The organism is Stenotrophomonas sp. YJH_SMC_53, from assembly GCF_059369995.1.
Genome location: NZ_JCAFTF010000010.1, coordinates 111,163 through 134,811 on the forward strand (window position 1 = coordinate 111,163; position 23,649 = coordinate 134,811).

The 23,649-nt window shown below is 68.5% G+C and carries 18 protein-coding genes; 11 read left to right on the top strand and 7 right to left on the bottom strand.

Translation table 11 applies throughout. The features are described from left to right. Nucleotides 1–37 precede the first annotated feature (37 nt). Complete coding sequence (locus AC5P7X_RS16110; RefSeq protein WP_164093077.1) at nt 38–691, bottom strand: YceH family protein; 654 nt, start codon at nt 689–691, stop codon at nt 38–40. 101 nt (nt 692–792) lie between these two features. On the opposite strand from AC5P7X_RS16110, the gene AC5P7X_RS16115 reads away from it, so the two are divergent. The 5 genes from AC5P7X_RS16115 (at nt 793) to plsB (ending at nt 7,385) form a co-directional block, all read left to right on the top strand. Continuing rightward, nucleotides 793–1,716, top strand: a complete 924-nt coding sequence (locus AC5P7X_RS16115) for a 5'-nucleotidase, lipoprotein e(P4) family (protein ID WP_005421086.1) — start codon at nt 793–795, stop codon at nt 1,714–1,716. Beyond that, nucleotides 1,713–2,438: an orotidine-5'-phosphate decarboxylase gene (gene pyrF, locus AC5P7X_RS16120; RefSeq protein WP_005421084.1), complete on the top strand. Its 726-nt coding sequence runs from the start codon at nt 1,713–1,715 to the stop codon at nt 2,436–2,438. The genes AC5P7X_RS16115 and pyrF overlap by 4 nt, the downstream gene beginning before the upstream one ends. A 218-nt stretch (nt 2,439–2,656) precedes the next feature. Continuing rightward, entirely contained in the window at nt 2,657–3,478 is an 822-nt protein-coding gene (locus AC5P7X_RS16125; protein WP_053498015.1) for a S1 family peptidase, read from the top strand. Between the two features lie 317 nt (nt 3,479–3,795). Beyond that, nucleotides 3,796–4,749, top strand: coding sequence for a hypothetical protein (locus tag AC5P7X_RS16130; RefSeq protein ID WP_329842729.1), 954 nt, complete (start codon nt 3,796–3,798; stop codon nt 4,747–4,749). Continuing rightward, nucleotides 4,749–7,385 (top strand): glycerol-3-phosphate 1-O-acyltransferase PlsB, encoded by a 2,637-nt coding sequence (gene plsB / locus AC5P7X_RS16135; protein WP_053498012.1) that lies wholly within the window; start codon nt 4,749–4,751, stop codon nt 7,383–7,385. Before AC5P7X_RS16130 ends, plsB begins: the two co-directional genes overlap by 1 nt. A 122-nt stretch (nt 7,386–7,507) precedes the next feature. Here the strand turns inward: plsB and AC5P7X_RS16140 are convergent, their stop codons facing one another. Further along, nucleotides 7,508–7,711: a YdcH family protein gene (locus AC5P7X_RS16140; protein ID WP_005421068.1), complete on the bottom strand. Its 204-nt coding sequence runs from the start codon at nt 7,709–7,711 to the stop codon at nt 7,508–7,510. 91 nt (nt 7,712–7,802) lie between these two features. Between AC5P7X_RS16140 and ttcA the strand changes: the two genes are divergently transcribed. Genes ttcA through AC5P7X_RS16155 form a run of 3 tightly spaced genes read left to right on the top strand, consistent with a single transcriptional unit; the run spans nt 7,803 to nt 10,504 of the window. After that, nucleotides 7,803–8,723: a tRNA 2-thiocytidine(32) synthetase TtcA gene (ttcA, locus tag AC5P7X_RS16145; RefSeq protein ID WP_170944947.1), complete on the top strand. Its 921-nt coding sequence runs from the start codon at nt 7,803–7,805 to the stop codon at nt 8,721–8,723. A gap of 36 nt (nt 8,724–8,759) precedes the next feature. Continuing rightward, nucleotides 8,760–9,665, top strand: a complete 906-nt coding sequence (locus AC5P7X_RS16150) for a recombination-associated protein RdgC (protein WP_005421064.1) — start codon at nt 8,760–8,762, stop codon at nt 9,663–9,665. A gap of 59 nt (nt 9,666–9,724) precedes the next feature. After that, on the top strand, nt 9,725–10,504 hold the full coding sequence (locus AC5P7X_RS16155) for a M48 family metallopeptidase (RefSeq protein ID WP_061479922.1): 780 nt from the start codon (nt 9,725–9,727) through the stop codon (nt 10,502–10,504). Between the two features lie 327 nt (nt 10,505–10,831). Here AC5P7X_RS16155 and AC5P7X_RS16160 read toward each other — a convergent pair whose 3' ends face one another. After that, nucleotides 10,832–11,698, bottom strand: a complete 867-nt coding sequence (locus tag AC5P7X_RS16160) for a methylglyoxal synthase (RefSeq protein ID WP_206619816.1) — start codon at nt 11,696–11,698, stop codon at nt 10,832–10,834. Nucleotides 11,699–11,865: 167 nt separating this feature from the next. Between AC5P7X_RS16160 and AC5P7X_RS16165 the strand changes: the two genes are divergently transcribed. Beyond that, nucleotides 11,866–14,274 carry an ATP-binding protein gene (locus tag AC5P7X_RS16165; protein WP_495215153.1) on the top strand — a complete coding sequence of 803 codons (2,409 nt, stop codon included), beginning with the start codon at nt 11,866–11,868 and terminating at the stop codon, nt 14,272–14,274. Here the strand turns inward: AC5P7X_RS16165 and AC5P7X_RS16170 are convergent. From AC5P7X_RS16170 to AC5P7X_RS16180, 3 genes are all read right to left on the bottom strand, one after another. Beyond that, on the bottom strand, nt 14,260–15,705 hold the full coding sequence (locus AC5P7X_RS16170) for an FAD-dependent oxidoreductase (RefSeq protein WP_495215144.1): 1,446 nt from the start codon (nt 15,703–15,705) through the stop codon (nt 14,260–14,262). The two genes, AC5P7X_RS16165 and AC5P7X_RS16170, sit on opposite strands and share 15 nt — an antisense overlap. Nucleotides 15,706–15,790: 85 nt before the next feature. Next, nucleotides 15,791–20,245 (bottom strand): glutamate synthase large subunit, encoded by a 4,455-nt coding sequence (gltB, locus tag AC5P7X_RS16175; RefSeq protein ID WP_495215145.1) that lies wholly within the window; start codon nt 20,243–20,245, stop codon nt 15,791–15,793. Nucleotides 20,246–20,418: 173 nt separating this feature from the next. Then, a complete protein-coding gene (locus tag AC5P7X_RS16180; RefSeq protein WP_032954733.1) occupies nt 20,419–20,808 on the bottom strand; it encodes an I78 family peptidase inhibitor in 390 nt (129 codons plus the stop codon). Between the two features lie 111 nt (nt 20,809–20,919). On the opposite strand from AC5P7X_RS16180, the gene AC5P7X_RS16185 reads away from it, so the two are divergent. Further along, nucleotides 20,920–21,978, top strand: coding sequence for a DNA topoisomerase IB (locus AC5P7X_RS16185; protein WP_053497997.1), 1,059 nt, complete (start codon nt 20,920–20,922; stop codon nt 21,976–21,978). Here the strand turns inward: AC5P7X_RS16185 and AC5P7X_RS16190 are convergent. Next, entirely contained in the window at nt 21,966–22,274 is a 309-nt protein-coding gene (locus tag AC5P7X_RS16190; RefSeq protein WP_049438731.1) for a hypothetical protein, read from the bottom strand. The genes AC5P7X_RS16185 and AC5P7X_RS16190 overlap by 13 nt on opposite strands. Nucleotides 22,275–22,470: 196 nt before the next feature. Here AC5P7X_RS16190 and AC5P7X_RS16195 point away from each other — a divergent pair, with 196 nt between their 5' ends. Continuing rightward, nucleotides 22,471–23,577, top strand: coding sequence for an SDR family oxidoreductase (locus AC5P7X_RS16195; protein WP_495215146.1), 1,107 nt, complete (start codon nt 22,471–22,473; stop codon nt 23,575–23,577). Nucleotides 23,578–23,649: the final 72 nt, after the last annotated feature.

A 23,649-nucleotide genomic window follows, 5' to 3' on the forward strand; every position in this document is an offset into this window, starting at 1 on the left:
GAGCCCGCGCTGCGGGATCCGACCCCGGCAGGCTGCGTCAGCCGCGCAGTTCTGCCAGCTGCGCCTGCAGCTCGGCCACGGCCGCTTCCAGCTGGGCCACGCGCTCGGCCAGGCCCGGATCGGCCGCATCGCTGCTGCCCCCGCCACTGCTGGCGTACTTGGCCGCCAGCGCGGCACCATCCACTTCACCGCACAGCAGGTGCATGTAGCGGTCTTCGCGCTGGCCGCTGGCGCGCGGCAGCACCACCAGCAGCGCGCGCTGCTGCAGGCGCTCGACGGCGTGGCGGGCTTCGTCGATATCCGCAAACCGGTACAGACGCTCGCTGCGCGACACCAGCTCGCCCAGGGTCTGTGGGCCGCGCAGCAGCAGCAGCGCCAGCAGCACGGTCTGTTGCCGGGTCAGGTCCAGCGCGGCCTGCAGGCGGTGCTCGTAGCGGTCGGCGCGCGAGGAGAAGTGCTGGCGGGCCAGGCCCAGTGCTTCCAGCTGGCGCAGCGCGTGCTGCACGCTGCCGGCGTCCACGTTCATCACCGGCTCGCGGGCGGTCTTCTGGTTGGCCGCCGATTGGGCGGCATTGACGGTCAACGGGTAGGTGTCCGGGGTGGTCGCCTCCTTCTCCACCAGGCAGCCCAGCAGGCGGGCCTGCACCGCATCGAGCAGGGGGACGTCGGGGGTCTGGGTGGAATCGGTCATGGCGGCCTCCGGAAGAGCAACGGGTCAACCGCCAAGCATAGCCGTCCCAGGGCCGGCTTTGCCGGTAAAATGCACCGGTATATCTGATTGCCGGTGAATCCATGCGTCGTCCTGTTTCCCTGTCCCTGACCCTGCTCGCCACCGCGGCGCTGGGCCTGTCCGCCTGCAAGCGCGTGGACGCGCCTGCCGCTGAAGCCGCGGCGCCGCAGGCCCCGGCGTCCGCCGCCAAGGCCGATGGCGCGCGTGATGCCACCGCCAACGACAACCTCAACGCCGTGCTGTGGATGCAGCGTGCGCAGGAGTACAGGGCGATCACCGAGCAGACCTACCGCGCCGCCGCCGACCACCTGGACGTGGCGCTGAAGGAAGCCCATTGGGATGCTCTGGTGCCGGAAGAACGCGGCAACGAGGCCAAGGGCCTGAAGCCGGCCGTGGTGCTGGACGTGGACGAGACCGTGCTGGACAACTCGCCCTACCAGGCGCGCCTGGTGCGCGACGGCAAGGAATACGACGAGCTGAGCTGGGACCAGTGGGTGGCCGAAAAGAAGGCCAAGGCGATCCCGGGCGTGGTTGATTTCGCCAAGGCGGCCAACGCCAAGGGCGTGACCCTGCTGTACATCTCCAACCGTGCCGTGCACCTGAAGGACGCGACCCTGGCCAACCTGCGCGAGCAGGGCCTGCCGGTGGCCGATGACAGCGTGTTCCTGGGCCTGGGCACCGTGGTCGAAGGCTGCGAGCAGGCTGGCAGCGAGAAGAACTGCCGCCGCCGCCTGGCCGGGCAGAAGTACCGCGTGCTGATGCAGTTCGGCGACCAGCTGGGTGACTTCGTGGAAGTGACCGCCAACACCAACGAAGGCCGTGACGCCCTGCTGCAGCAGTACCACGACTGGTTCGGCGAGCGCTGGTGGATGCTGCCGAACCCGACCTACGGCGGCTTCGAGCCGGCGCAGTTCAACAACGATTACAGCCAGTCGCGCCAGGCCCGCCACGACGCCAAGCGCGCCGCGCTGGACTACGCACCATGAGCCGCGCACCGCTGCCGCTGCGCGATGACGAGCGCCTGATCTTCGCGCTGGACGTGCCTGACCGCGCGCAGGCGCTGGCGTGGGTCGACCGCCTGGGCGACAGCGTGGCGTTCTACAAGATCGGCATGGAACTGCTCGCCTCCGGCGAGTACTTCCAGGTGCTCGATGAGCTGGCCCGCCGCGACAAGCGCGTGTTCGTCGACCTGAAGTTCTTCGACATCCCGGCCACGGCTGCGGCGGTGATCAAGCGCCTGTCGCAGTGGCCGGTCAGCTACGCCACCATCCATGGCTGGCACCCGGCCATGATGGAGGCGTGCGCCGCCGCCAACAGCGGCGACATGCGCCTGCTGGCAGTGACCGTGCTGACCTCGATGGGTCGCCCCGACCTCGCACAGATGGGCATCGACCGCGAACCGGTGGACGTGGTGGTCGAGCGCGCGCTGGCCGCCCAGGCCGCCGGCATCGATGGCGTGATCGCTTCGGGCCAGGAGGCCGGCCCGATCCGCGCTGCCACCGGCAGCGGATTCTCGATCGTCTGCCCGGGCATCCGCCCCGGTGGCCCGGTCGGCGATGACCAGAAGCGTACCGTTGGCGTAGCGCAGGCCTTTGCCGATGGCGCCGATGCCATCGTGGTCGGTCGCCCGATCCGCCTGGCCGCCGATCCGCAGGCCGCAGCGCGGGCGATCCAGCAGGAAATCGCGTCGGCTCTGGCTGCACGCTGAGCCCACAGCCGACGCCGGTCACGCCGGCACCACGAACGCCATCCCGATCCATGCGGGATGGCGTTCGCATTTGTGGGTCTGCAGCTGTCGCAGGCGGCGCCAGCCATGAGAACTGTGCGCAGGTTCGCGCTGTGGGCCTCTCCACTGCTCCCCAATCGATGCACCGGTACGGACCGCGGCCGCGCCGGTTCCAACCATCGACAGAGGAGTACAGGGAAATGTATCGCAGCACCTCTTTGTTCATCGGCCTGCTGTTGGCCGCGTCTGCCGTACCCGCCATCGCTGCGCCGCAGCTGCGCGATGCGCCGCGCATCATCGGCGGCGAAGCGGCGCCGGCCGACGAGTACCCGTTCATGGTCAGCATCCAGGGCATCTTCGACGGCGATTCGGACCATGATCGCCACTTCTGCGGGGGCACCCTCATCTCACCCTCGTGGGTGCTGACGGCCGCGCACTGCATGCAGGGCGAAGCGCCTGGTGGCATCGCCGTTGTCGGCAAGGTCACGGCCCTGTCCACTGACGCCGGACCACGACCCTCCAACGTCAAGGCGATCCACGTCCATCCGGCATTCAACAGCGGCAATTCGCTGGAGCACGACGTCGCCCTGATCCAGCTCAGCGCACCGCTGGTCGGCGCACAGCCGGTAGCACTGCGGCTGCGGCCCGACGCCAGCTATCTCAAGCCGGGCCGTGAATTCACGGTGATCGGCTGGGGAGACACCGACATCGGCGATGGCCGGGTCTATCCGACTCAGCTGCAGACCGCACAGGTGCCGTTCGTGTCATTCGATGAATGCCAGCAGGCGTACGGCGGTGAACTATCACGTGGCAAGGTGATCTGCGCCGGCCGCGAGGGCATCGACAGCTGCCAGGGGGATTCCGGAGGCCCCCTGCTGCTGCGCCTGCGTGAAGGCTGGACCCAGTTCGGTGTCGTCAGTTGGGGCGAGGGCTGTGCGCTGGCCGGCTATCCGGGGATTTATGCCCGAATCGCCGAAAAACACGCCGTAGATTTCATCGAAGCGGTTTGGCAACGCGATTGACACAATAAAATCAAATACATACATAGCATTACGTGAAGTGTTGCCTTAACTTGAACGGCAGCGTAGGATCGCCGCCATCCGGTCCTCGGGCCGGACATGTGCCACAACACTGTCCTCCGGCCCCGCGCCGGCTTGAAGAGCCTGTGATCCCCGTGATCCGGGCTCTTTTTTTATCCCGATGGCGGCGCTGGGGTCAGATCCCTTCTGCCGCAGCAGAGGAGATCTGCGCCCCCCTTGGCTGGAAACCGTGACGTCCCGGCTTGCCGCTGTCACGTCGCAGGCCGCAAGATGCGGGCCGGTCCGGGGAGTCCGAGTGCATGAGCGTGGCGGTGCGAGGAAAGTCTGCGCGTGGATGGGGGCTGGCGGCCGTGCTGCTGCTGGCCGTGGCGGGGTGCCGCGAGTCTGCCAACGATCCGGCCAGGCCGGCGGCCGAGCCGGTGGCTGCGGTACAGGCGATGGCGTTGCGCCTGGCCGAGGATGATCTGGTCGGCTACGCAAAGCTGTCGGTGCCGCCGGGCCAGTACCAACGCCTGCAGCAGGCCTGGGCGGAGGGCCACAGCCAGTGGCCGCTGACCGAACTGCCGCTGGGTGACCAGCTGCTGCCGATGCTGGCCGCGCTGCGCAAGCCCGATGCCAGCACCGAACTGCAGCGCAGCTTCGATCGCCAGCTGGCTGGCCAGGCCGGCGCCGTGCGCCAGGCCGCACAGTCGATGGGCAACTTCGGCGTGCAGTACCTGCGCCACCAGAAGGGCTACACGCCCAGCCAGCAGGCCCACTACATCGCCCTGGTCGAGACCCTGGCGGGGTGGGCGCAGGCTGCCCCGATCAGCGACCGCGCACGTGCCCGCAGCACCATCGCCGCGCTGGTCGGCGCCGCCAGCAAGGTCGGCTTCGATGATGAAGCCGGCCTGCAGGCGGCCGGCATGGAAGGCAGCCTGCAGCAGCTGGCGCCGTTCATCCACACCCTCAAGGCGGTGCTGGGCAGCTACGGACTCGGCGTGGACGATGCGCTGCGCAGCGTGCGCGGCGAACTGCTGTCGGTGCAGGGCGACAATGCGCTGGTGCGCCTGCACTACGACCTGGCCGGTCGCGAGATGACCCTGCAGCTGCCACTGAGCCGGCGCGAGGGCCACTGGTACTTGACCCGCACCTTGGCCGACACCGACGCGCTGCTGCGCAAGGCCGATGCGGCCCGCGCGGCTGCGTCGCCAGCACCGGCTGAAGCCCCCGCCGAGGGTGGGGAAGCGGCAATGCCACCGCCTAAGCCATAATGGCGCCGATGTCGAAACAGAACCCGCTGCCGTTCCCCGGCGAAGAATCCCAGTCGACGCCCGCCGATACGGTGCCGGCGTCTCCCTCGACCGGTACCGGCCCGAACCCGGTACCGCCGCCCGCGCACGCGCGTCCGGCCGGACGCCGTCCACTGTGGGCCCGCCTGCTCGGTCGCCTGGTCGAGCCGTGGCTGTCGCTGAAGATCGAACCGGAAGACCCGGGCCAGTACAACGATGGCCGCCCGGTCATGTACGTGCTGGAAGACTACGGCCTGTCCAACGCGCTGATCCTGGACAAGGCCTGCCGCCAGGCCGGCCTGCCGTCGCCGCTGGTGCCGCTGGCCGGTGATCCGACCGGCCGCAAGCGCGCCTATCTGGCGCTGTCGCGGCGCAGCTCCAGCAACTCGCTGATTCCCGAGCAGCGCGGCGCCAAGACCCACTCCGATTCGCTGGCCAAGGTCCTGCAGGCGCACCGCGTGCGCGACGACCTGGATGTGCACCTGGTGCCGGTGTCGATCTTCGTCGGCCGCGCGCCGGACAAGCAGAGCGGCTGGTTCGCGGTGCTGTTCTCGGAAAACTGGGCGCTGGTGGGCCGCTTCCGCCGCCTGCTGGGGCTGCTGCTGAACGGGCGCAATACCATCGTGCGCTTCGCTCCGCCGATCTCGCTGCGCAGCACCGTCGACGAAGGCCTGGAGCCGGAGCGCACGGTGCGCAAGCTGCAGCGCGTGCTGCGCACCCATTTCCGCCGCATCCGTGAATCGGTGATCGGCCCGGACCTGTCGACCCGGCGCCTGCTGGTGGACCAGGTGCTGGCCGCCGAGCCGGTCCGCGAAGCGATCGCCGCACAGGCCAAGCGCGACAACTCGAAGCCGGCCGATGCCTGGAAGAAGGCGCACGCCTACGCCTGGGAAATCGCTGCGGACTATTCCAGCCCGGTGGTGCGCTCGGCCAGCTTCATGCTCAGCCACGTGTGGAACCGCATCTATGCGGGCGTGCTGGTGCACCACCTGGACAAGTTCAAGGCCGCCGCGCCGGGCCACGAAGTGGTCTACGTGCCCAGCCACCGCAGCCACATGGACTACCTGCTGCTGTCCTACCTGCTGTACGACCGTGGCATCGTGCCGCCGCACATCGTGGCCGGCATCAACCTGAACCTGCCGGTGGTCGGCACCCTGCTGCGCAAGGGCGGTGCGTTCTTCATCCGCCGTTCGATCCGTGGCAATGCGCTGTACTCTGCGGTGCTCAGTGAGTACGTCGCGCAGCTGGTGGCCGGTGGCTATTCGCTGGAGTACTTCGTCGAAGGCGGCCGCTCGCGTACCGGGCGCCTGCTGCAGCCCAAGGGCGGCATGATCTCGATGACGCTGCGTGCATTCCTGCGCCAGCCGCGCAAGCCGGTCCTGTTCCAGCCCATCTACATCGGCTACGAGAAGCTGATGGAGGGCGGCAGCTACCTGGACGAACTGTCCGGCCGGCCGAAGGAAAAGGAGTCGATCTGGTCGCTGCTGTGGGGCATCCCCAAGGTGCTCAAGCAGAACTACGGCCAGGTGGTGGTGAACTTCGGCGAGCCGATCGCGCTGAACGATGTGCTGGCCGAGAAGGCCCCGGAGTGGAAGGGCGAGGCGGTGCCCGAGGACGAGAAGCCGGCCTGGCTGTCGACCACGGTGGATACGCTGGCCGAACGCATCCAGGTGCGCATCAACGGCGCTGCCGACGTCAACCCCATCAACCTGCTGGCGCTGGCCCTGCTGTCCACGCCGAAGCACGCGATGGGCGAGGCCGACCTGATCGCGCAGATCGAGCTGTGCAAGACGCTGCTGGTCGAGATGCCGTACTCGGACCGGGTGACGGTGACCCCGCACTCGCCGGAGCGGATCATCGCCCATGCCGAGGAGATCAACGTCCTCACCCGCATCAAGCACCCGCTCGGCGATGTGCTCAGCGTCAGCGGCGACACCGCGGTGCTGCTCAGCTACTTCCGCAACAACGTGGTGCACCTGTTCACCGCCTCGTCGTGGGTGGCCTGCTGCTTCCAGAACAACCGCCGCATGAGCCGTACCGGCCTGGTCCAGCTGGGCCGCACGGTGTACCCGTTCCTGCAGGCCGAGCTGTTCCTGCCGTGGAGCGAGGACGAGTTCGCGCAGCGCATTGACCGCACCATCGATGTGTTCGTGCGCGAAGGCCTGCTGCAGAACGTCAACGATGACGACGGCGGCATCCTCGCGCGCAACACCGGGCAGACCGACGAGGTGTTCCGCCTGCGGGCGATCGGCCATTCGCTGCAGCAGGCGTTCGAGCGCTACTACATCGCCATTTCGGTGCTGGTGAAGAACGGCCCGGGCGTGCTCGGTGCGGCCGAGCTGGAAAGCCTGTGCCAGCAGGCCGCGCAGCGCCTGAGCCTGCTCTATGCGCCGGCCGCTCCCGAGTTCTTCGACAAGGCCCTGTTCCGCGGCTTCATCCAGAAGCTGCGCGAACTGCGCCTGGTGTGGCCGGACGAGAACAGCAAGCTGCTGTTCGACGAACGCCTGGATGCCTGGGCCAAGGACGCCAAGTTCATCCTGGGGCGCGAGCTGCGCCACACCATCGAGCGGGTCAGCCCGGAAGCAGCGCGCCCGGACGAGCCTGCGCCGCAGGATTGAAGGTCGCGCCGGACAATGCGGTGGGTGCGGACCTTGGTCCGCACACTTCCACCCGAGCCAACCAAGGTTGGCACCTACCGGAGAGGGAGGCCAACCAAGGTTGGCACCCACCCGGACCCGGCTCAGGCCGGCTCGTCGGGAATCTGCAGGCTTTCCAGCCTGGCGATGCAGTCCTTCAGCTGCAGCTTGCGCCGCTTCAGGCGCTTGGCTTCCAGTTCGTCCTCGCCGTTGGCCGCCATGCGGGTGATCTGTTCATCCAGCAGGCGGTGCTCGGCGCGCAGGGCGGCGAGGTGCTCGACGATCTCGGCGGGGCTGTAGGTATCCACAGCCTCCGAGCATACACAGCGTTGATGACTGCCGGGAGAGGGGAAACCCGATCCCCGGCCGGGGCGGCTCCGAGCCGTTAGAATGGAACCCATGAGTGCCGTGATTTCCCTTCCCGATCCCCAGCCGCGCGCCGCCCGCGATCCACGCGTGGCCGAGCGCGAGCAGCACAAGCTGGCCAAGCGCCTGCGCCGCCAGGTCGGCGAGGCGATTGCCGACTTCGGCATGATCGAGGCCGGCGACAAGGTCATGGTCTGCCTGTCCGGCGGCAAGGACAGCTACACCCTGCTGGACGTACTGCTGCAGCTGCAGAAGAAGGCGCCGGTGCCGTTCGAGCTGGTGGCGGTGAACCTGGACCAGAAGCAGCCGGGCTTCCCCGAGCACATCCTGCCGGAGTACCTGGCAGGGCTGGGCGTGCCGTACCACATCATCGAGCAGGACACCTATTCGGTGGTCAGCCGGGTCATCCCGGAGGGCAAGACGATGTGTTCGCTGTGCTCACGCCTGCGTCGTGGCGCGCTGTACAACTACGCCGAGACTCACGGGTTCACCAAGATCGCGCTGGGCCATCACCGCGACGACATGGTGGCCACGTTCTTCATGAACCTGTTCCACCACGCCAAGCTGGCGGGCATGCCGCCGAAGCTGCGCAGCGACGACGGCAGGCACGTGGTGATCCGGCCGCTGGCCTACGTGCGCGAGAGCGACATCGTCGACTACGCGCAGGCACGCCAGTTCCCGATCATTCCCTGCAACCTGTGCGGCAGCCAGGAGAACCTGCAGCGCCGCCAGGTCGGCCTGATGCTCAAGCAGTGGGAAAAGGACCATCCGGGCCGCATCGAGCAGATCGCGCGCGCCATGGGTGAAGTCCGGCCCTCGCAGCTGGCCGACACCACCCTGTTCGACTTCATGGCGCTGGGCCGTCGCGACGACACGCCGCTGCCCGACGCCCATGCCTGGCTGGCCGGCTCCCCGGCCGATGCCGACGCAGATCCCGAGACGCCCACCGTTTAAGGTCGGTCGCCCTTCCTCTTCGCCATCCGGAATTCCATGTTCTTTCGCAACCTGACGTTCTTCCGTTTCCCGACCACCACCGATTTTTCCGAAGTCGATACCCTGCTGCCGCACGCCGTGCTCAAGCCTGTTGGCGCGCTGGAAATGAATTCGCGCGGCTTCATTTCGCCGTTCGGCCGCGAGGAGAAGGAACTGCTGTCCCACCGCATCGCCGAACACCTGTGGCTGACCGTGGGCGGCGAGGACAAGATCCTGCCGGCGGCGGTGGTCAACGACCTGCTCGAGCGCAAGCTGGAAGAGATCGAGGAGAAGGAAGGGCGGCGCCCGGGTGGCCGCGAGCGCAAGCGCATGAAGGACGACCTGCTGCATGAACTGCTGCCGCGCGCCTTCGTGAAGTCCTCGCGCAACGACGCCTTCATCGACCTGCAGCACGGCTACGTGGCGGTGGATACCTCCAGCCGCAAGACCGGCGAATACTTCATGTCCGACATCCGCGGGTTGCTCGGCAGCTTCCCGGCGATGCCGCTGAACGCCGAAGTCGCGCCGCGCTCGATCCTGACCGGCTGGATCGCCGGAGAGCCGCTGCCGACCGGGCTGAGCCTGGGCGAAGAGTGCGAGATGAAGGATCCGGTCGAAGGCGGCGCGGTGGTCAAGTGCCAGCACCAGGAACTGCGCTGCGACGAGATCGACAAGCACCTGGACGCCGGCAAGCAGGTGACCAAGCTGGCGCTGATCTTCGAGGACAACCTGTCCTTCGTGATCGGCGACGACCTGATCGTGCGCAAGCTGAAGTTCCTCGACGGCGCCCTGGACCAGCTGGAGCATGCCGACGAAGACGGCCGCCGTGCCGAGTTCGATGCCCGCTTCGCCCTGCAGAGCGCCGAGATCCGCCGCCTGTTCCTGTTGCTGGAAGAAGCGTTCAAGCTCAGCAAGGCTGACTGAACAGGCAGCTCGACGGTCGCCGGTCATCCGGCGGCCCGAAGCAGCGCTATGCTGGGCGCATGAGCCGTCTGCTGCGCCGCCTGATCACGCCGACCCCGCCCGCCACCGTACAGCGCGACACCGTTCGCCTGCGCCTGGAGGATGCCGAGATCGAGGTGCTGCGCGTGCGCGATCCGCGCGCGCGCCGCATCAAGCTGAGCGTGGACGAGCGTGGCGCGCGGTTGACGTTGCCACCGCGCGCAAGCCTGGTAATGGGCGAGCGCTTCCTGGAACAGCACCGCGACTGGCTGGCGCTGCAGCTGCGGCAGTACCAGGGGCAGGGCCTGCCGGCACCGCTGCAGCCCGGCGAAGACGGCGTGCTGCCATTGCGCGGTGAACTGTTGCCGCTGCGCTGGCAGGAAGGCCGCTACGCGCGGCTGGAGATCGACGCGCACGGTGCCTGCGTGCAGTGGCCGACCCGTGGTGGCGACGCCACCCTGCGCCGCCTGCTGCGCGAGTTCTATGAAGCGCAGACCCGCGCCGACGTCGGCCGCTGGCTGCCGAAGTACCTGCCCACCCTGCCGCGCGCTCCCAGCCGCCTGCGCCTGAAGGTGATGTCCTCGCAGTGGGGCTCGCTGGCCCCCGATGGCAGCATGGCCCTGGACCTGGCCCTGGTGCTCGGTCGTCCGGAAGCGTTCGAGTACGTGCTGGTGCACGAACTCTGCCACCTGATCCAACCGAATCATTCGCCCGCGTTCTGGCATGAAGTCGAACAACGTTTCCCTGCCTGGCGCGAGCAGCGCGACTACTTCCAGCTGGAAGGTCGGCGACTGAAGGCGATGCTTCGCCAGCTGTTGTAGAGCCGAGCCGATGCTCGGCTGACGCGTGCAGCGCGGGGTTCCAGTCATCACGTTGAAGAGCAGCCGAGCATGGCTCGGCTCTACAGAAGAGCGCGCGCAGCGAGCGACCCGCTCCTGCTCTTCCTTCTTTCTTCCGTGATGGGCACACAGGAAACTGTCCGTGGCCGGGCGGGGTGGGTTGCGCAGGGGCGTGAGCCGCATGGATGCGGCGACCGAGCTTACAAGGACGTACTTGCAGCGACCCCTGCGCAATCCACCCCGCCCGGCCGAGCACGGCTTCTGATTTGAACGGCCCACCACGAGGGGCGCAGCCGTTGGCCGAAACCTTCACCCCGCCCGCAATGCCGCCGCGGCCGCCCAGCGTGCCGCCACCCGCGGCGCGGTGAGGCACACCGCCTGGTCGGTCACTGTCGTCACCGCGCGCTCCAGCAGCTGGATATCGGCCTCGTGCTGGCGTGCCACATGCGGGTCCTCGAAGAAGATCGCGCGCTGGCAGCGCCCCTCCAGCACACGGTCGGCAATCTGCGCATCGCCGCCCATCGGGCCACTCTGGTAGCGCGTCACCCACGGCGTATCGCTGGGCCAGCCGCGGCTCCAGGCCAGTTCGTTCAAGCGCTGGCCGGTGGTGCCGGTCGCCACGCGCTCGCCGAACCGTGCCAGCACATCGAAGTGCTCGTCGGCGAAGGCCAGCATCGCCGGCTTCATCGCGTCGTGCGCGATCAGCGCCAGCGTCTGGTGCTGGAAGGCATGCAGATCGTCGGCACCGGTATCGGCAGCCAGCCCGGCGTGGATGCGTTCCACCTCGATCCAGTCGCGCGCAGTGGCCACCGTTGAAATGAACGGCTTGCCGTGGATCACGCACTGCCGCTTGAGCGCGGTTGCCTCCGGAAACACCGAGGAAGGATCGACCGGGTCGATCAGGTAGATCGCACCGTCCAGGGTGCGATCCGGCCCCATGCCAACCACTTCGGCCACCAGTTTCATCAGGCCACCCTCGCGCCCGTAGGGGTAGCGGTGCAGGCCGCCGTAGCCGGCCAGGAAGCCCTGCCGTTCGATCGCATCGTGGGTGCGCCCGACCGCGTGCAGCGATACGCCCAGTTCACGCAGCCCGGCCTCGCTGGCACGCAGCCAGCGGAACAGCGCGGCGCGCGCATCGTGGTGATGGAGACGGTTGGCGGCCAGGCCGATACGCATCGAGCGCTCCGTAGGGACGGGTAGAAGCGGCAGTGTATGTCGGCATTCGCCGATAGGGATGTTTTTCGAATTTTTCTCATTGTCGCGGAAGCGCGCCTCGCTAGCGTGGCTGGCAGCGGTACCGCTGCGCGGCCGTGGTTCCTGCCCGCGAAATGAGGATGTCTACCGTGAATGTCGCCGGCCGCCGCGCCGTCGCCGCTGTCATGGCATCGCTGTTGCTGCCCGGCATCGCTGCTGCGTCCGGCTGTGCGAGTCCACTGCAGGTGGCATGGCGTTCCGATCGGCCGCCGCTGTCATACAGCGCGCAGGGCGACCTTGCGGGGTTGGCTGCGGATTACCTGCCGCTGCTGGGCCCGCAGGCGGTGCAGCATGCGCGGCCGTTGCCCGCAGCGGTGCTCACTGATGACCCGCTGCCGGCTGGCACCCAGGTGCTGCTGGGCTGGCCGCGCGCACAGCTGCCGACCGGCTGGGTGGCCAGCAGCCCCTACCTGGAAGTGCCACAGGTGATCGTGCGGCGCGAGGGTGCAGCGGCAGTGCTGGGGTTGGAGGGACTGCGTGGCCGCAGCGTGGCCAGCCCGGACCGGCTGCCGCTGGACGCATTGCTGGCCGAACAGGCCCCGGGTGCGCAGCTGCTGGCACCGGCGCCGCTGGACCACGCGCTGTCACTGCTGCGCGCCGGGCTGGTCGATGCCGTGGTGGCCAATCTCGCCGAAGTCGAAGCCGCGCTTCGCGCCGTGCCGGGTGACCCTCTGGTGATCGCAGCACCCGCTGGCTTCGGCGATGCACTGGTGCTGGCCGCCGTACCGGCCTGTGCCGCGGTGGTCGCTGCCTTCGACCGGGAGCTGCAGCGGGAGGGCGATGCGCGTCGGGCATCGGTTCGCAGTGCCTGGCTGCCGGAACTGCCACGTGCGCGTCCGGCCGGTTCGGCACTGCGCTGGCTGGTGCCGGTGTCGCTGATCCTGCTCGCGCTCATACTGCTGCATGCCTTCGGCTACTGGCGCGTGCATCGCGAGAGCGTGCGTCGCCGGGTGCTGGAGCAGCGCTTGCACGAAGTCACCGCGAACCTGCCGGCGGTGGTCTACCAGGCGCGCCGTTCGGCAACCGGCCACTACAGCCTGGCGCAGATCGCCGGCGACGTGCAGGCGCTGTTCGGCGTAGCCGTGGAGACTGAGCGGATCGACCATCTGCAGCTGCTGGCGGCCGTGCATGCCGGTGACCGCAGCCGGGTGATGGCGAGCATCGAAGCGGCCGCGCTCGTGCGCGGTCCGATCGACGTTACCTTCCGCACCCGGTCGGCACAGGGCTGGCGCTGGGTCCGATCACAGGGACGACCGTTGCCGTGCGATGACAGCAGCGTGGAGTGGAGCGGCTACTGGATGGACGTCAGCGAAGCCCAGGCGCGTGCAACGGCGTTGGCCGAGGCGCGCCGCGCGGCCGAGCAGGCGGCGCTGGCCAAGGGCCATTTCCTGGCGACCATGAGCCACGAGATCCGCACGCCGATGAGCACCCTGCTGGGCATGCTGGAGCGGCTGGCCGGCACGGACCTGGATGCGGGCCAGCGGCAGGTGCTGACCACCGTCGGTGACGCTGCGCAGATGCTGCGGCAGATCCTCGACGATGTGCTGCACAGCCAGCGCCTGCAACCGGCGCCCCTGCAGCTGCGTCCGACCGATCTGGCGGCGCTGGTGGGCGCGGTGCAGCAGCTGTTGATGCCCGTCGCGGCCAGCCGCGGGCTGCACCTGTGCAGCGAGATCGACCCGACGTTGCAGCCCTGGTCGCTGGCTGACGGGCTGCGCCTGCGGCAGGTCCTGTTCAACCTGGCCGGCAACGCGCTCAAGTTCACCCTGCAGGGAAGCGTGGTGTTGCAGGTCCACGTGCTGCAGCAGCGCGACGGCGGCCAGCGTCTGCGCCTGCAGGTGACCGACACCGGCGTGGGCATCAGCGTGGAACGGCAACAGGCGGTGTTTGCCGCCTACGAGCAGGCCGAGGCGTCGACCACGCGCCGTTTCGGCGGCAGTGGCCTGGGGCTGTCGATCTGCCGCGAGCTGGCGACGTCGATGGGCGGGCGTCTGCACCTGCGCAGCGTGCCCGGCAAGGGCACCACTGTGTGGCTGGAGCTGGACCTGGCGGCCTGTGCGGCCCCCGCTGCGGGACCGGCGATGGCACGGCCCGCGCAACGACCGTTGCCGCCGGCGCGGGTGCTGGTGGCCGAGGATCATCCGACCAACCTGCAGTTGCTGGCACAACGCCTGTGCGAGCTGGGACTGCAGGTGCACGCCTACAGCGACGGCCTGCAGGCATGGGAGGCCTGGCAGGCGCAACCGTTCGACCTGGTCATCACCGACTGCCATATGCCGCACATGGATGGCTTCGCGCTGGCCCGGGCGATCCGTAGCGATACCCGCGCTGCCCATGCTCCGGTGCCGATCATTGCGTTGACCGCCAGCGTGCTGGAACGCACGCGCGAGGCCTGCCGTGAGGCGGGCATCGACCATTTCCTGGCCAAGCCGCTGGAGGCGCACGAACTGCGCGCGCTGCTGCAACTGCTGCTGTTGCCGGACTCAGTGCGCCAGTAGGCGGACGATGCTGGCAGCGGCGTCGCGGCCTTCGGCCACCGCGGTTACCACGAGATCGGCACCACGCACCGCGTCGCCACCGGCGAACAGGCGTGGATGCGCGGTCTGGAACGGCAGGCGGTCCTTGCCACCGGCGAGGATGCGGCCATTGGGCTGGGCTTCCACCCCCAGTTCCGCCAGCCACGCCGGCACGCTCGGCGAGAAGCCGAAGGCGATGATCACCACGTCTGCCTCCAACAGCGACTCACTGCCTTCGATCGGCACCGCGTTCTGGCGGCCATTGGCATCGGGCTCGCCCAGCCGGGTCTCGATCACGGTCACGCCGATCACCTCGTCGTCGGCGCCGGCTTCGATCGACAGCGGCTGCCGGTTGAACAGGAAGCGCACCCCTTCCTCGCGTGCATTGGCGACTTCGCGCGCGCTGCCGGGCATGTTGGCTTCGTCGCGGCGATAGGCGCAGGTGACCTTGGCCGCGCCCAGCCGCACCGCACTGCGCACGCAGTCCATGCCGGTATCGCCACCGCCCAGAACCACCACGCGCTTGCCGTTGAGGTCGGGCAGGGCGATGGTGTCTTCCCAGCCGGCGATCGGCCGGCCCTTCGGATCATCGCCGCCGACGATGCGGCTGTTCTGCACCAGGAACGGCAGCGCCGGCAGCACGCCCTTCAGGTCCTGGCCGACCAGGCCACCATCGGTATAGCGGTAGGCGCCGGTGCCGATGAACACCGCATCGTGACTGTCCAGCAACTGCTGCACGCTGACATCACGGCCGATCTCCACGCCGAGGCGGAACTGCACGCCCATGCCTTCCAGTACGTCACGGCGGCGATGGATCACATCCTTGTCCAGCTTGAAGCTGGGAATGCCGAACTGCAGCAGGCCACCGATCTGCTCGTAGCGGTCGTAGACCACGGCGGCAATGCCGGCGCGTGCCAGGCGGTCGGCACAGGCCAGCCCGGCCGGGCCGGCACCAATCACCGCCACACTGTGGCCGGTCGGCTGCACCGCGCCCAGGTCCGGGCGCCAGCCACTGGCCAGTGCGGTATCGACGATGTACTTCTCCACCGCGCCGATGGTGACCGCGCCGAATTCCTCCAGCGTGCAGCTGCCTTCGCACAGCCGATCCTGCGGGCAGACCCGGCCGCACACTTCCGGCAGCGGATTGGTGCTGTGGCACAGCGTGGCGGCCTCGTGGATGCGGTTTTCCTGCACCAGCTGCAGCCACTGCGGAATGGCGTTGTGCACCGGGCACTTCCAGCTGCAGTACGGGTTGCCGCAGTCCAGGCAGCGGCCCGCCTGGTACTGGGCGTCTTCCTTGCCGAACTTGCCGTACAGCTCGCCCCAGTCGCCGGACGTGCGCAGTTCCACCGGGATGCGCTGCGGCATGGTGCGGGGCAGGTCGAGGAACTGGAAGGCGTGCTTGCGGCTCATGGCGGACTCTGTGGTGTTTTACGGATGCCGGCCAGCGGCCGGCACTACGTGATCCTGGGTTGCCGGCCAGCGGCCGGCACTACCGTTATGCGGCGCGTCGCAGGGTTTCGGTCAGCGACTCGATGCTGGCGGCCTTCGGTTTGACCAGCCAGAACTTGCCGATGTAGTCGCGGAACTCGTCCAGGATCTGCTGTGCCCAGATGCTGCCGGTCAGCTCGCGGTGGCGGCCGATCAGGCGGTGCAGGTGCTGGCGGTAGTTCTCGAAGCCTTCGGCGGACACGCGATGGATGTCGATCAGCTCGTGGTTGTAGCGGTCGACGAAATCGCGGTCCACGTCCAGCACGTAAGCCAGGCCACCGGTGAAGCCGGCGCCGAAGTTCAGCCCGACCTTGCCCAGCACCAGCACCACGCCGTCGGTCATGTACTCGCAGCAGTGGTCACCGGCACCTTCCACCACTGCCAGCGCGCCCGAATTGCGCACCGCGAAACGCTCGCCGGCGCGCCCCGCGGCGAACAGCTCGCCACCGGTAGCGCCATACAGGCAGGTGTTGCCGACGATGGCGGTGCTGCGTGCCTCGAAGCGGGCGCCACGCGGCGGACGCACCACCAGCCGGCCTCCGGCCATGCCCTTGCCGACGTAGTCGTTGGCCTCGCCTTCCACTTCCAGGTGCAGGCCCCCGACGTTGAAGGCACCGAAGCTCTGCCCGGCGCTGCCGCGGAAGCGCAGTTCAAGCGGTGCTTCGGCCATGCCCTGGTTGCCGTGCGCGCGCGCCACCGCGCCGGCCAGGCGGGTGCCGATGCTGCGGTCGGTGTTGTGGATCAGGAAGCGGTGCTCGCCACCGCGCTTGTGCTCGATGGCCGGGGCCAGCAGCCCATCCATCTGCGTGGCCAGGCTGTCCGGCGATTCGTACAGGCGCTGGGCGGCGCAGTGGCTGCCTTCGTAGCGGGCATCGGCCAGCAGGCGCGACAGGTCCACGCGCACGCCATCGCGGGGCGCGGCCTCGATCTGCCGCAGCAGATCGGTGCGGCCGACGATCTCTTCCAGCGAACGCGCGCCCAGGTACGACAGCCAGCCGCGCACTTCCTCGGCCAGCAGCCGGAAGAAGTTCTCCACGCGTTCGGGCTGGCCGGTGAAGTGGTTCTCGCGCAGGCGCTCGTCCTGGGTGGCCACGCCGGTGGCGCAGTTGTTGAGGTGGCAGATGCGCAGGTACTTGCAGCCCAGCACGATCATCGGCGCGGTGCCGAAGCCGAAACTGTCCGCCCCCAGCAGCGCGGCCTTCACCACATCCAGGCCGGTCTTCAGGCCGCCATCGGTCTGCAGCAGGGTGCGCCCGCGCAGGTCGTTGGCCAGCAGCGCCTGATGCGCTTCGGCCACGCCCAGTTCCCACGGCACGCCGGCATAGCGGATCGAGCTGACCGGCGACGCACCGGTGCCGCCGTCATGGCCGGAGATGGTGATCAGGTCCGCACCGGCCTTGACCACGCCCGCCGCGATCGTCCCGACGCCGGCATGGCTGACCAGCTTCACCGACACCAGCGCGGTCGGGTTGACCTGCTTGAGGTCGTAGATCAGCTGCGCCAGGTCTTCGATCGAATAGATGTCGTGGTGCGGTGGCGGCGAAATCAGGCCGATGCCCGGACGCGCATAGCGCAGGCGTGCGATCAGCTCGTTGACCTTGTGCCCCGGAAGCTGGCCGCCCTCGCCGGGCTTGGCGCCCTGCGCGACCTTGATCTGCAGCACTTCGGCATTGACCAGGTATTCGGCGGTGACGCCGAAGCGGCCCGAGGCCACCTGCTTGATCTTGCTGCGCTTGGCGGTGCCATAGCGTGCGGGATCTTCGCCGCCTTCGCCGGAATTGCTGCGGCCGCCCAGGCGGTTCATCGCAATCGCCAGCGCCTCGTGCGCTTCCGGCGACAGGGCGCCGAGGCTGATCGCTGCGGTATCGAAGCGCGGGAACAGTTCGCTGGCCGGGGCGACCTCGTCCAGCGGCACCGGCATTGCGGCCGGCACCAGCTCCAGCAGGTCGCGCAGCGCCGACGGCGGACGCGCATGCACCGCATCGCAGTACTGCTGCCAGGCACGCGGATCGCCGCTGCGCGCCGCGCGCTGCAGGGTGGTGACCACGTCGGGGTTGTACATGTGGTACTCGCCGCCGTGCACGTACTTCAGCAGGCCGCCGACATCCACGTCCTGCTGCGCGTCCCACGCCTGCGCGCACAGCTCGCGCGCGTCGGCATCCAGGCGTGCGAAGCCGGCGCCGCCGATGCGCGAGGCGGTGTCCGGGAAGCACATGTCCACAACCTCGGGTTCCAGGCCGATGATCTCGAACAGCTGGGCACCGCGGTAACTGGCCACGGTACAGATGCCCATCTTCGAGATGATCTTCGACAGGCCCTTGTAGATGCCCTTGCGGTAGCGGCGGCCGATCTGCGACTGCTCGCCGCCCTTGCTGAGCTTGAGGATGCCGCGACGGCCCAGGTCGAACAGGGTCTGGTAGGCCAGGTACGGATACACCGCGGTGGCACCGAAGCCGAGCAGGCAGGCCATGTGGTGCGGGTCGCGCGCGGTGCCGGTTTCGACGATCAGATTGACGTCGCAGCGCAGCCCCAGCCGCGAGAGGTGGTGGTGGATGGCGCTGGTGGCGAGCAGGGCATGCACCATCGGCCGACCGGCCACCGGGTAGCGGTCGGACAGCAGCAGCATCACCATGCCCTGGCGCGCGGCCTGCTCGGCCTCGCTACAGATGCGCTCGATGCCGGCACGCAGGCCCTCGTCTTCGCTGTAGGACAGATCAAGCAGGCGGTTGGCCTGCACGTACTGGTCCATCTTCAGCAGCTGACGCAGCTTGCGCTGGCTCAGCACCGGCGAGTTGAGGATGACGTGGTTCACCGTCTCCGGGCCGGCATGGAAGATGTTGGTCTCCTTGCCGAGCTGGGTGGACAGGGACATCGCGCAGTCTTCGCGCAGCGGATCGATCGGCGGGTTGGTGACCTGCGCGAAGGCCTGGCGGAAATAGTCGTACAGCGGACGGCTGCGCTGGCTCAGCACCGCCATCGGTGTGTCGTCGCCCATCGAGCCGGTGGCTTCCTGCTCGGTCTCGGCCAGTGGCCGCAGCACCTGTTCCACTTCCTCGCTGCTGAGCTGGTAGAGCTTGTGATAGCTGCGCAGGGTGGCTTCGTCGAACGGTTCTTCCACCAGCGACGGGTCGATCAGTTCGGTCTGCAGGTAGGTCACGCCCTGCTGCAGCCACTGCTTGTACGGCGCGCGACCGCGGTTGATGCGGTCCACCGCGTCCGAATCGAGCAGGTCGCCGCGCTTGAGGTCGATGGCCACCATTTCGCCGGGGCCGAGCTTGCCCTTGCGCACCACGCGCTCGGTCGGCACTTCCCACACGCCGGCTTCGGAGGCGACCAGGAAGTGGCGGTCAGCGGTGAGCATCCAGCGCGCCGGGCGCAGGCCGTTGCGGTCCAATGTACACACCGCATAGCGGCTGTCGCAGGCGACGATGCCGGCCGGGCCGTCCCACGGCTCGCTGTTGAGGCCGTGGAATTCGTAGAAGGCGGCCAGGTCGGGGTCCTTGAACTCCAGCGACTGGGTGGCCGGCGGCACCAGGATGCGCAGCGCCTGGATCAGCTCCATGCCACCGGCAACCATCAGCTCCAGCATGTTGTCCAGGCTCTGCGAATCCGAACCGTGCATGGAGATCACCGGATCGAATTCGGCGATGTCGAAGCGCGGCGTCTTCCACACCTTGCTGCGCGCCTGCGCCCAGCGACGGTTGCCTTCGATGGTGTTGATCTCGCCGTTGTGGGCGAGCATCCGGAACGGGTGCGCCAGCGGCCAGCGCGGCAGCGTGTTGGTGGAGAAGCGCTGGTGGAACACGATCGCGCTGGAGGCCAGTTCGCGGCGTTGCAGGTCGGGGAAGAAGCGGCTGAGCTTGTCCGGCAGCACCATGCCCTTGTAGCTGATCGCATCCGGGGTGAGGGTGGTGACGTAGAAGTCGGCATGGTCGCGCAGCTGCTGTTCGCTGCGGCGACGGGCCAGGAACAGCGCCAGCGCGAAGCCGGCATCATCCTGGCCGACGCCGGCATCGACGAACACCTGCTCGATGCGTGGCAGGGTGTCGCGCGCCAGCTGGCCGCAGACGCTGTCGTCGGTGGGTACCTCGCGCCAGCCGGCGACCTTGCAGCCGACCGCTTCGACCTGCGCCTGCAGCTGCGTGCGGCAGGCGTGTGCAGCCTCGGCATCGTGCGGCAGGAACACCAGGCCGGCAGCGAAGCGTGCGGCGACGGCGATGCCGGCTTCACTGGCCAGCAGTTTCAGGAACGCATCGGGGCGGCGCAGCAGCAGGCCGCAGCCATCGCCGGTCAGGCCATCAGCGGCGACGCCGCCACGGTGGGTCATGCGCGAAAGCGCGGCGATGGCGGTATCAACCAACAGGCGCGAAGGTTGATCGTCGAGCTGGGCGACCATGCCAAATCCACAGGCATCGCGCTCGGAGCGCGGGTCGTAAAGCCCTTGGCGGTTGCGGGGGGCCATCTCTACCTCGATGCGTATAGGGTTGGCGGCGACACTCGTCCCCGCTCATTCCCTGGAGCGCATCGTGAGGCCACCGGATGCCTCGACTAGATCACAGGTTGCTGCAGCGCCGCAATACACGGTTGCAGGTGCAACAGAACGCGCCGGCATCCCGTGCCGGCGCGCGGTCGGGCTCAGCCGCAGCGCACGCCGCTGACCAGGCCCTTGTCGTCCACTTCGATGTTCAGGCGGTCGCCGAGGAACTCCATGGTGGCGACGTCATTGGGCTTCATGACGCGCAGCTGGTGGGCACCGGCATCTTCCTGCGCCTGCTTGCCCAGCGCGTCTGCGTAGGCCTGGCCGACCAGGCTCTGCACCTGGCTGGCATCGCAGGTGCCGACCGGCGGTGCCTCGGTGGCCTTGCCGGTTTCGTCGGCCGGCGCCTTGGCGGCTTCGGCCGCCTGCTGGGCATGGGCAGTGGCCGAATCCTGTTCATCCAGCGCCGGAGCCTGGCAGGCGGTCAGGGCCAGCACGGCCGGCAGCAGCAGGGCGGAGAGCGAACGGGCGCGAATCGGGAACGACATCATGACTCCGGAAGGGATTGTGAAAGCCCGAGCATAGCGGCGAACCGACCCTCACGTGTTTGTCTTCTGTTATCGACAGGTTCGCGGCATCGCGACGGCGACACTGCGGTCATGCCAACCTCCTCTACCCCCGAACGACAGGCCGCGCGCGCGGCCGGCCTGCGCTATGTCGATGACACCCAGCCAGGCATCAGCCGGCGTCGCGCCGGCAAGGGCTTCAGTTACCGCGATGCCGATGGCCACGCGGTTCGCGATGCCGCCACCCTGCAGCGCATCCGTGCGCTGGCGATTCCACCTGCGTATACCGCCGTGTGGATCTGCGCCCACGCCAATGGCCACCTGCAGGCCACCGGCCGCGATGCGCGTGGACGCAAGCAGTATCGCTACCATGCCGATTGGGCGAAGGAGCGCGATGCCGGCAAGTTCGACCGCATCATCGCCTTTGGCGAGGCGTTGCCCACGCTGCGGCGGCGGCTGTCGCGCGATCTGAAGCAGCCCGGCTTCCCGCGCGACAAGGTGCTTGCGGTGGTGGTGGCCCTGCTGGCCGACACCCTGGTGCGGGTGGGTAACGAAAGCTATGCACAGGAAAACAAATCCTACGGGCTGACAACGCTGCGCAACCGCCACCTGGACCTGCTGCGCGGTGGCCGCGTGCGCATGCGCTTCCGGGGCAAATCCGGGCAGTTGCACGAGGTGGTGGTGGGCGATCGGCGGCTGGGCACGCTGGTACGCGGCATCCAGCAGCTGCCCGGGCAGGCGCTGTTCCAGTACCGCGACGACGAAGGCGCGCTGCAGCCGGTGGATTCCGGCGCGGTGAACGACTACCTGCGCGAGGTGATGGGCGAAGACTTCACCGCCAAGGACTTCCGCACCTGGGGCGGCACGCTGGCGGCGGTACAGGCATTGGCCGCCACCGAACTGCCGGAACCGGCCAGCCAGCGCGCGCTGGCCAAGGCGCAGCGTGAAGTGGTCTGCCAAGTGGCGGCACGGCTGGGCAACACGCCGGCCGTGTGCCGCAAGGCCTACATCGACCCGTGCGTGTTTGCCGGCTGGGAGCGCGGTGAGCTGGCCTCGCTGGCCGGCCTGCGAGGCCCGCGGCAGTGGGAGCAGGCCACGCTGAAAGTGCTGCGCCGGGCGCGGCGGCTCAGTCGCAGTCGTCAGCCGCAGTAGATCGCAACGATGTTGTTGGTCCGGCCCTTCTCGATGGTCAGGCGGTCGCCGCCTTCGCTGGCCGGCGGCACCCGCGGCCCGTCATGGCGCAGTACCCGTACGTGCAGGCTGTCGCTGTCCACGCGTGCGCGGGCCACGGTGGCGTCCGAGGCGGCCAGGCCCACCGCGCCGCGCACCCTGTCGCTGTGGCACTGGCCGGAGATCACGCCGTCGATCGGCTGCACCTGGGCCATCGGCGTGCTGCTGCAGGCGGCAAGGGCAAAGCAGGCGGCGGCGGTGGCGATGGCAAGTTTCATGGCGGCGCTCCTGGTGTGATTGCGTGCAGGGTGCGACGTCAGACGTGGTGGCGGAATGAATGCCGTGCACATCGTGGACACGGCGCGCTCACCGCCGCCAACAGCGTGGGTGGAGACACTGCAGGAGCGGCATGGGCCGCCCTCCGGTAGTGCCGGCCGCTGGCCGGCAGCCCCTTTCCCTCCCGAGGAGACCTGCATGGCCACCACCAGCAAGACCCCCGCCCGCCGTAAGGCATCGCCGAAAGTGCGCAAAGGCAGCACCCCGACCAAGACGGTCGCCGACCCTGATCGCCCGCGCGTGGTGAAGACCGCAACCCGCAAGGCAGCCGCCAGTGATCCACGGGCGGCACGCGTCGCTGCACGGCAGCGGCGCCTGCAGGACCAGGAGAAGGCCAAGGACGCGCGCGCGGCCAAGAAGGCAACGAAGAAGACCGCCACCCAGGCCGGCGCACGCCGGCAGCCGGAGGCGATGCCGGCACAGCAGCTGGCCAAGCCCGGCCACGAGCACGAACTGGAGCTGGCGCCCCGTTTCCTTGCGCCCGACTACACGGGCAGCGGCAAGCTGCAGGGCATGCGTGCGATCGTCACCGGTGGCGACTCCGGCATTGGCCGTGCGGTGGCAGTGTTGTTCGCGCGCGAAGGTGCGGATGTGGCGGTACTGCACCTGGACGAGGCCGAAGACGCGGACATCACCCGCCAGCACGTGGAACGCGAAGGCGGCCGCTGCGTGGTGATCGCCGGCGATGTGCGCGATCCGCGTTTCTGCAACAAGGCCGTCAAGCAGGTGGCCAAGGCGTTCGGCGGCATCGACATTCTGGTCAACAACGCCGCGTTCCAACTGCACTGCGAGCGCCTGGAAGATCTGGAGGATGCGCACCTTCAGGAGACCCTGCAGACCAACATCGGCGGTTACATCCAGATGGCGCGTGCGGTACTGCCGCATCTGGGCGAAGGCGCGAACATCATCAACACCGGCTCGGAAACGGGGATCTTCGGCAGCAAGGCGCTGATCGACTATTCCGCCACCAAGGGCGCGATCCATGCGTTCACCAAGGCGCTGGCCAGCCAGCTGCTGCCGCGCGGCATCCGCGTGAACTGCGTGGCGCCGGGGCCGGTATGGACGCCGCTGAACCCCGCCGACAAGCAGGCCGAAGACGTGGCGGAGTTCGGCAAGGACAGCGACATGGGCCGGCCGGCACAGCCTGAAGAGCTGTCACCGGCGTATGTGTTCCTGGCTTCGCCGGTCTGTGCAAGCTACATCAGCGGGGCGATCCTGCCGGTGATGGGTGGGCCACGCGGCTGAGTTGTGATGGTTCCCGCCTGAATCCGGCGGGGCAGCGAAGGTGTGCGACCTGTCAAAGGCCCCACCGTGCGA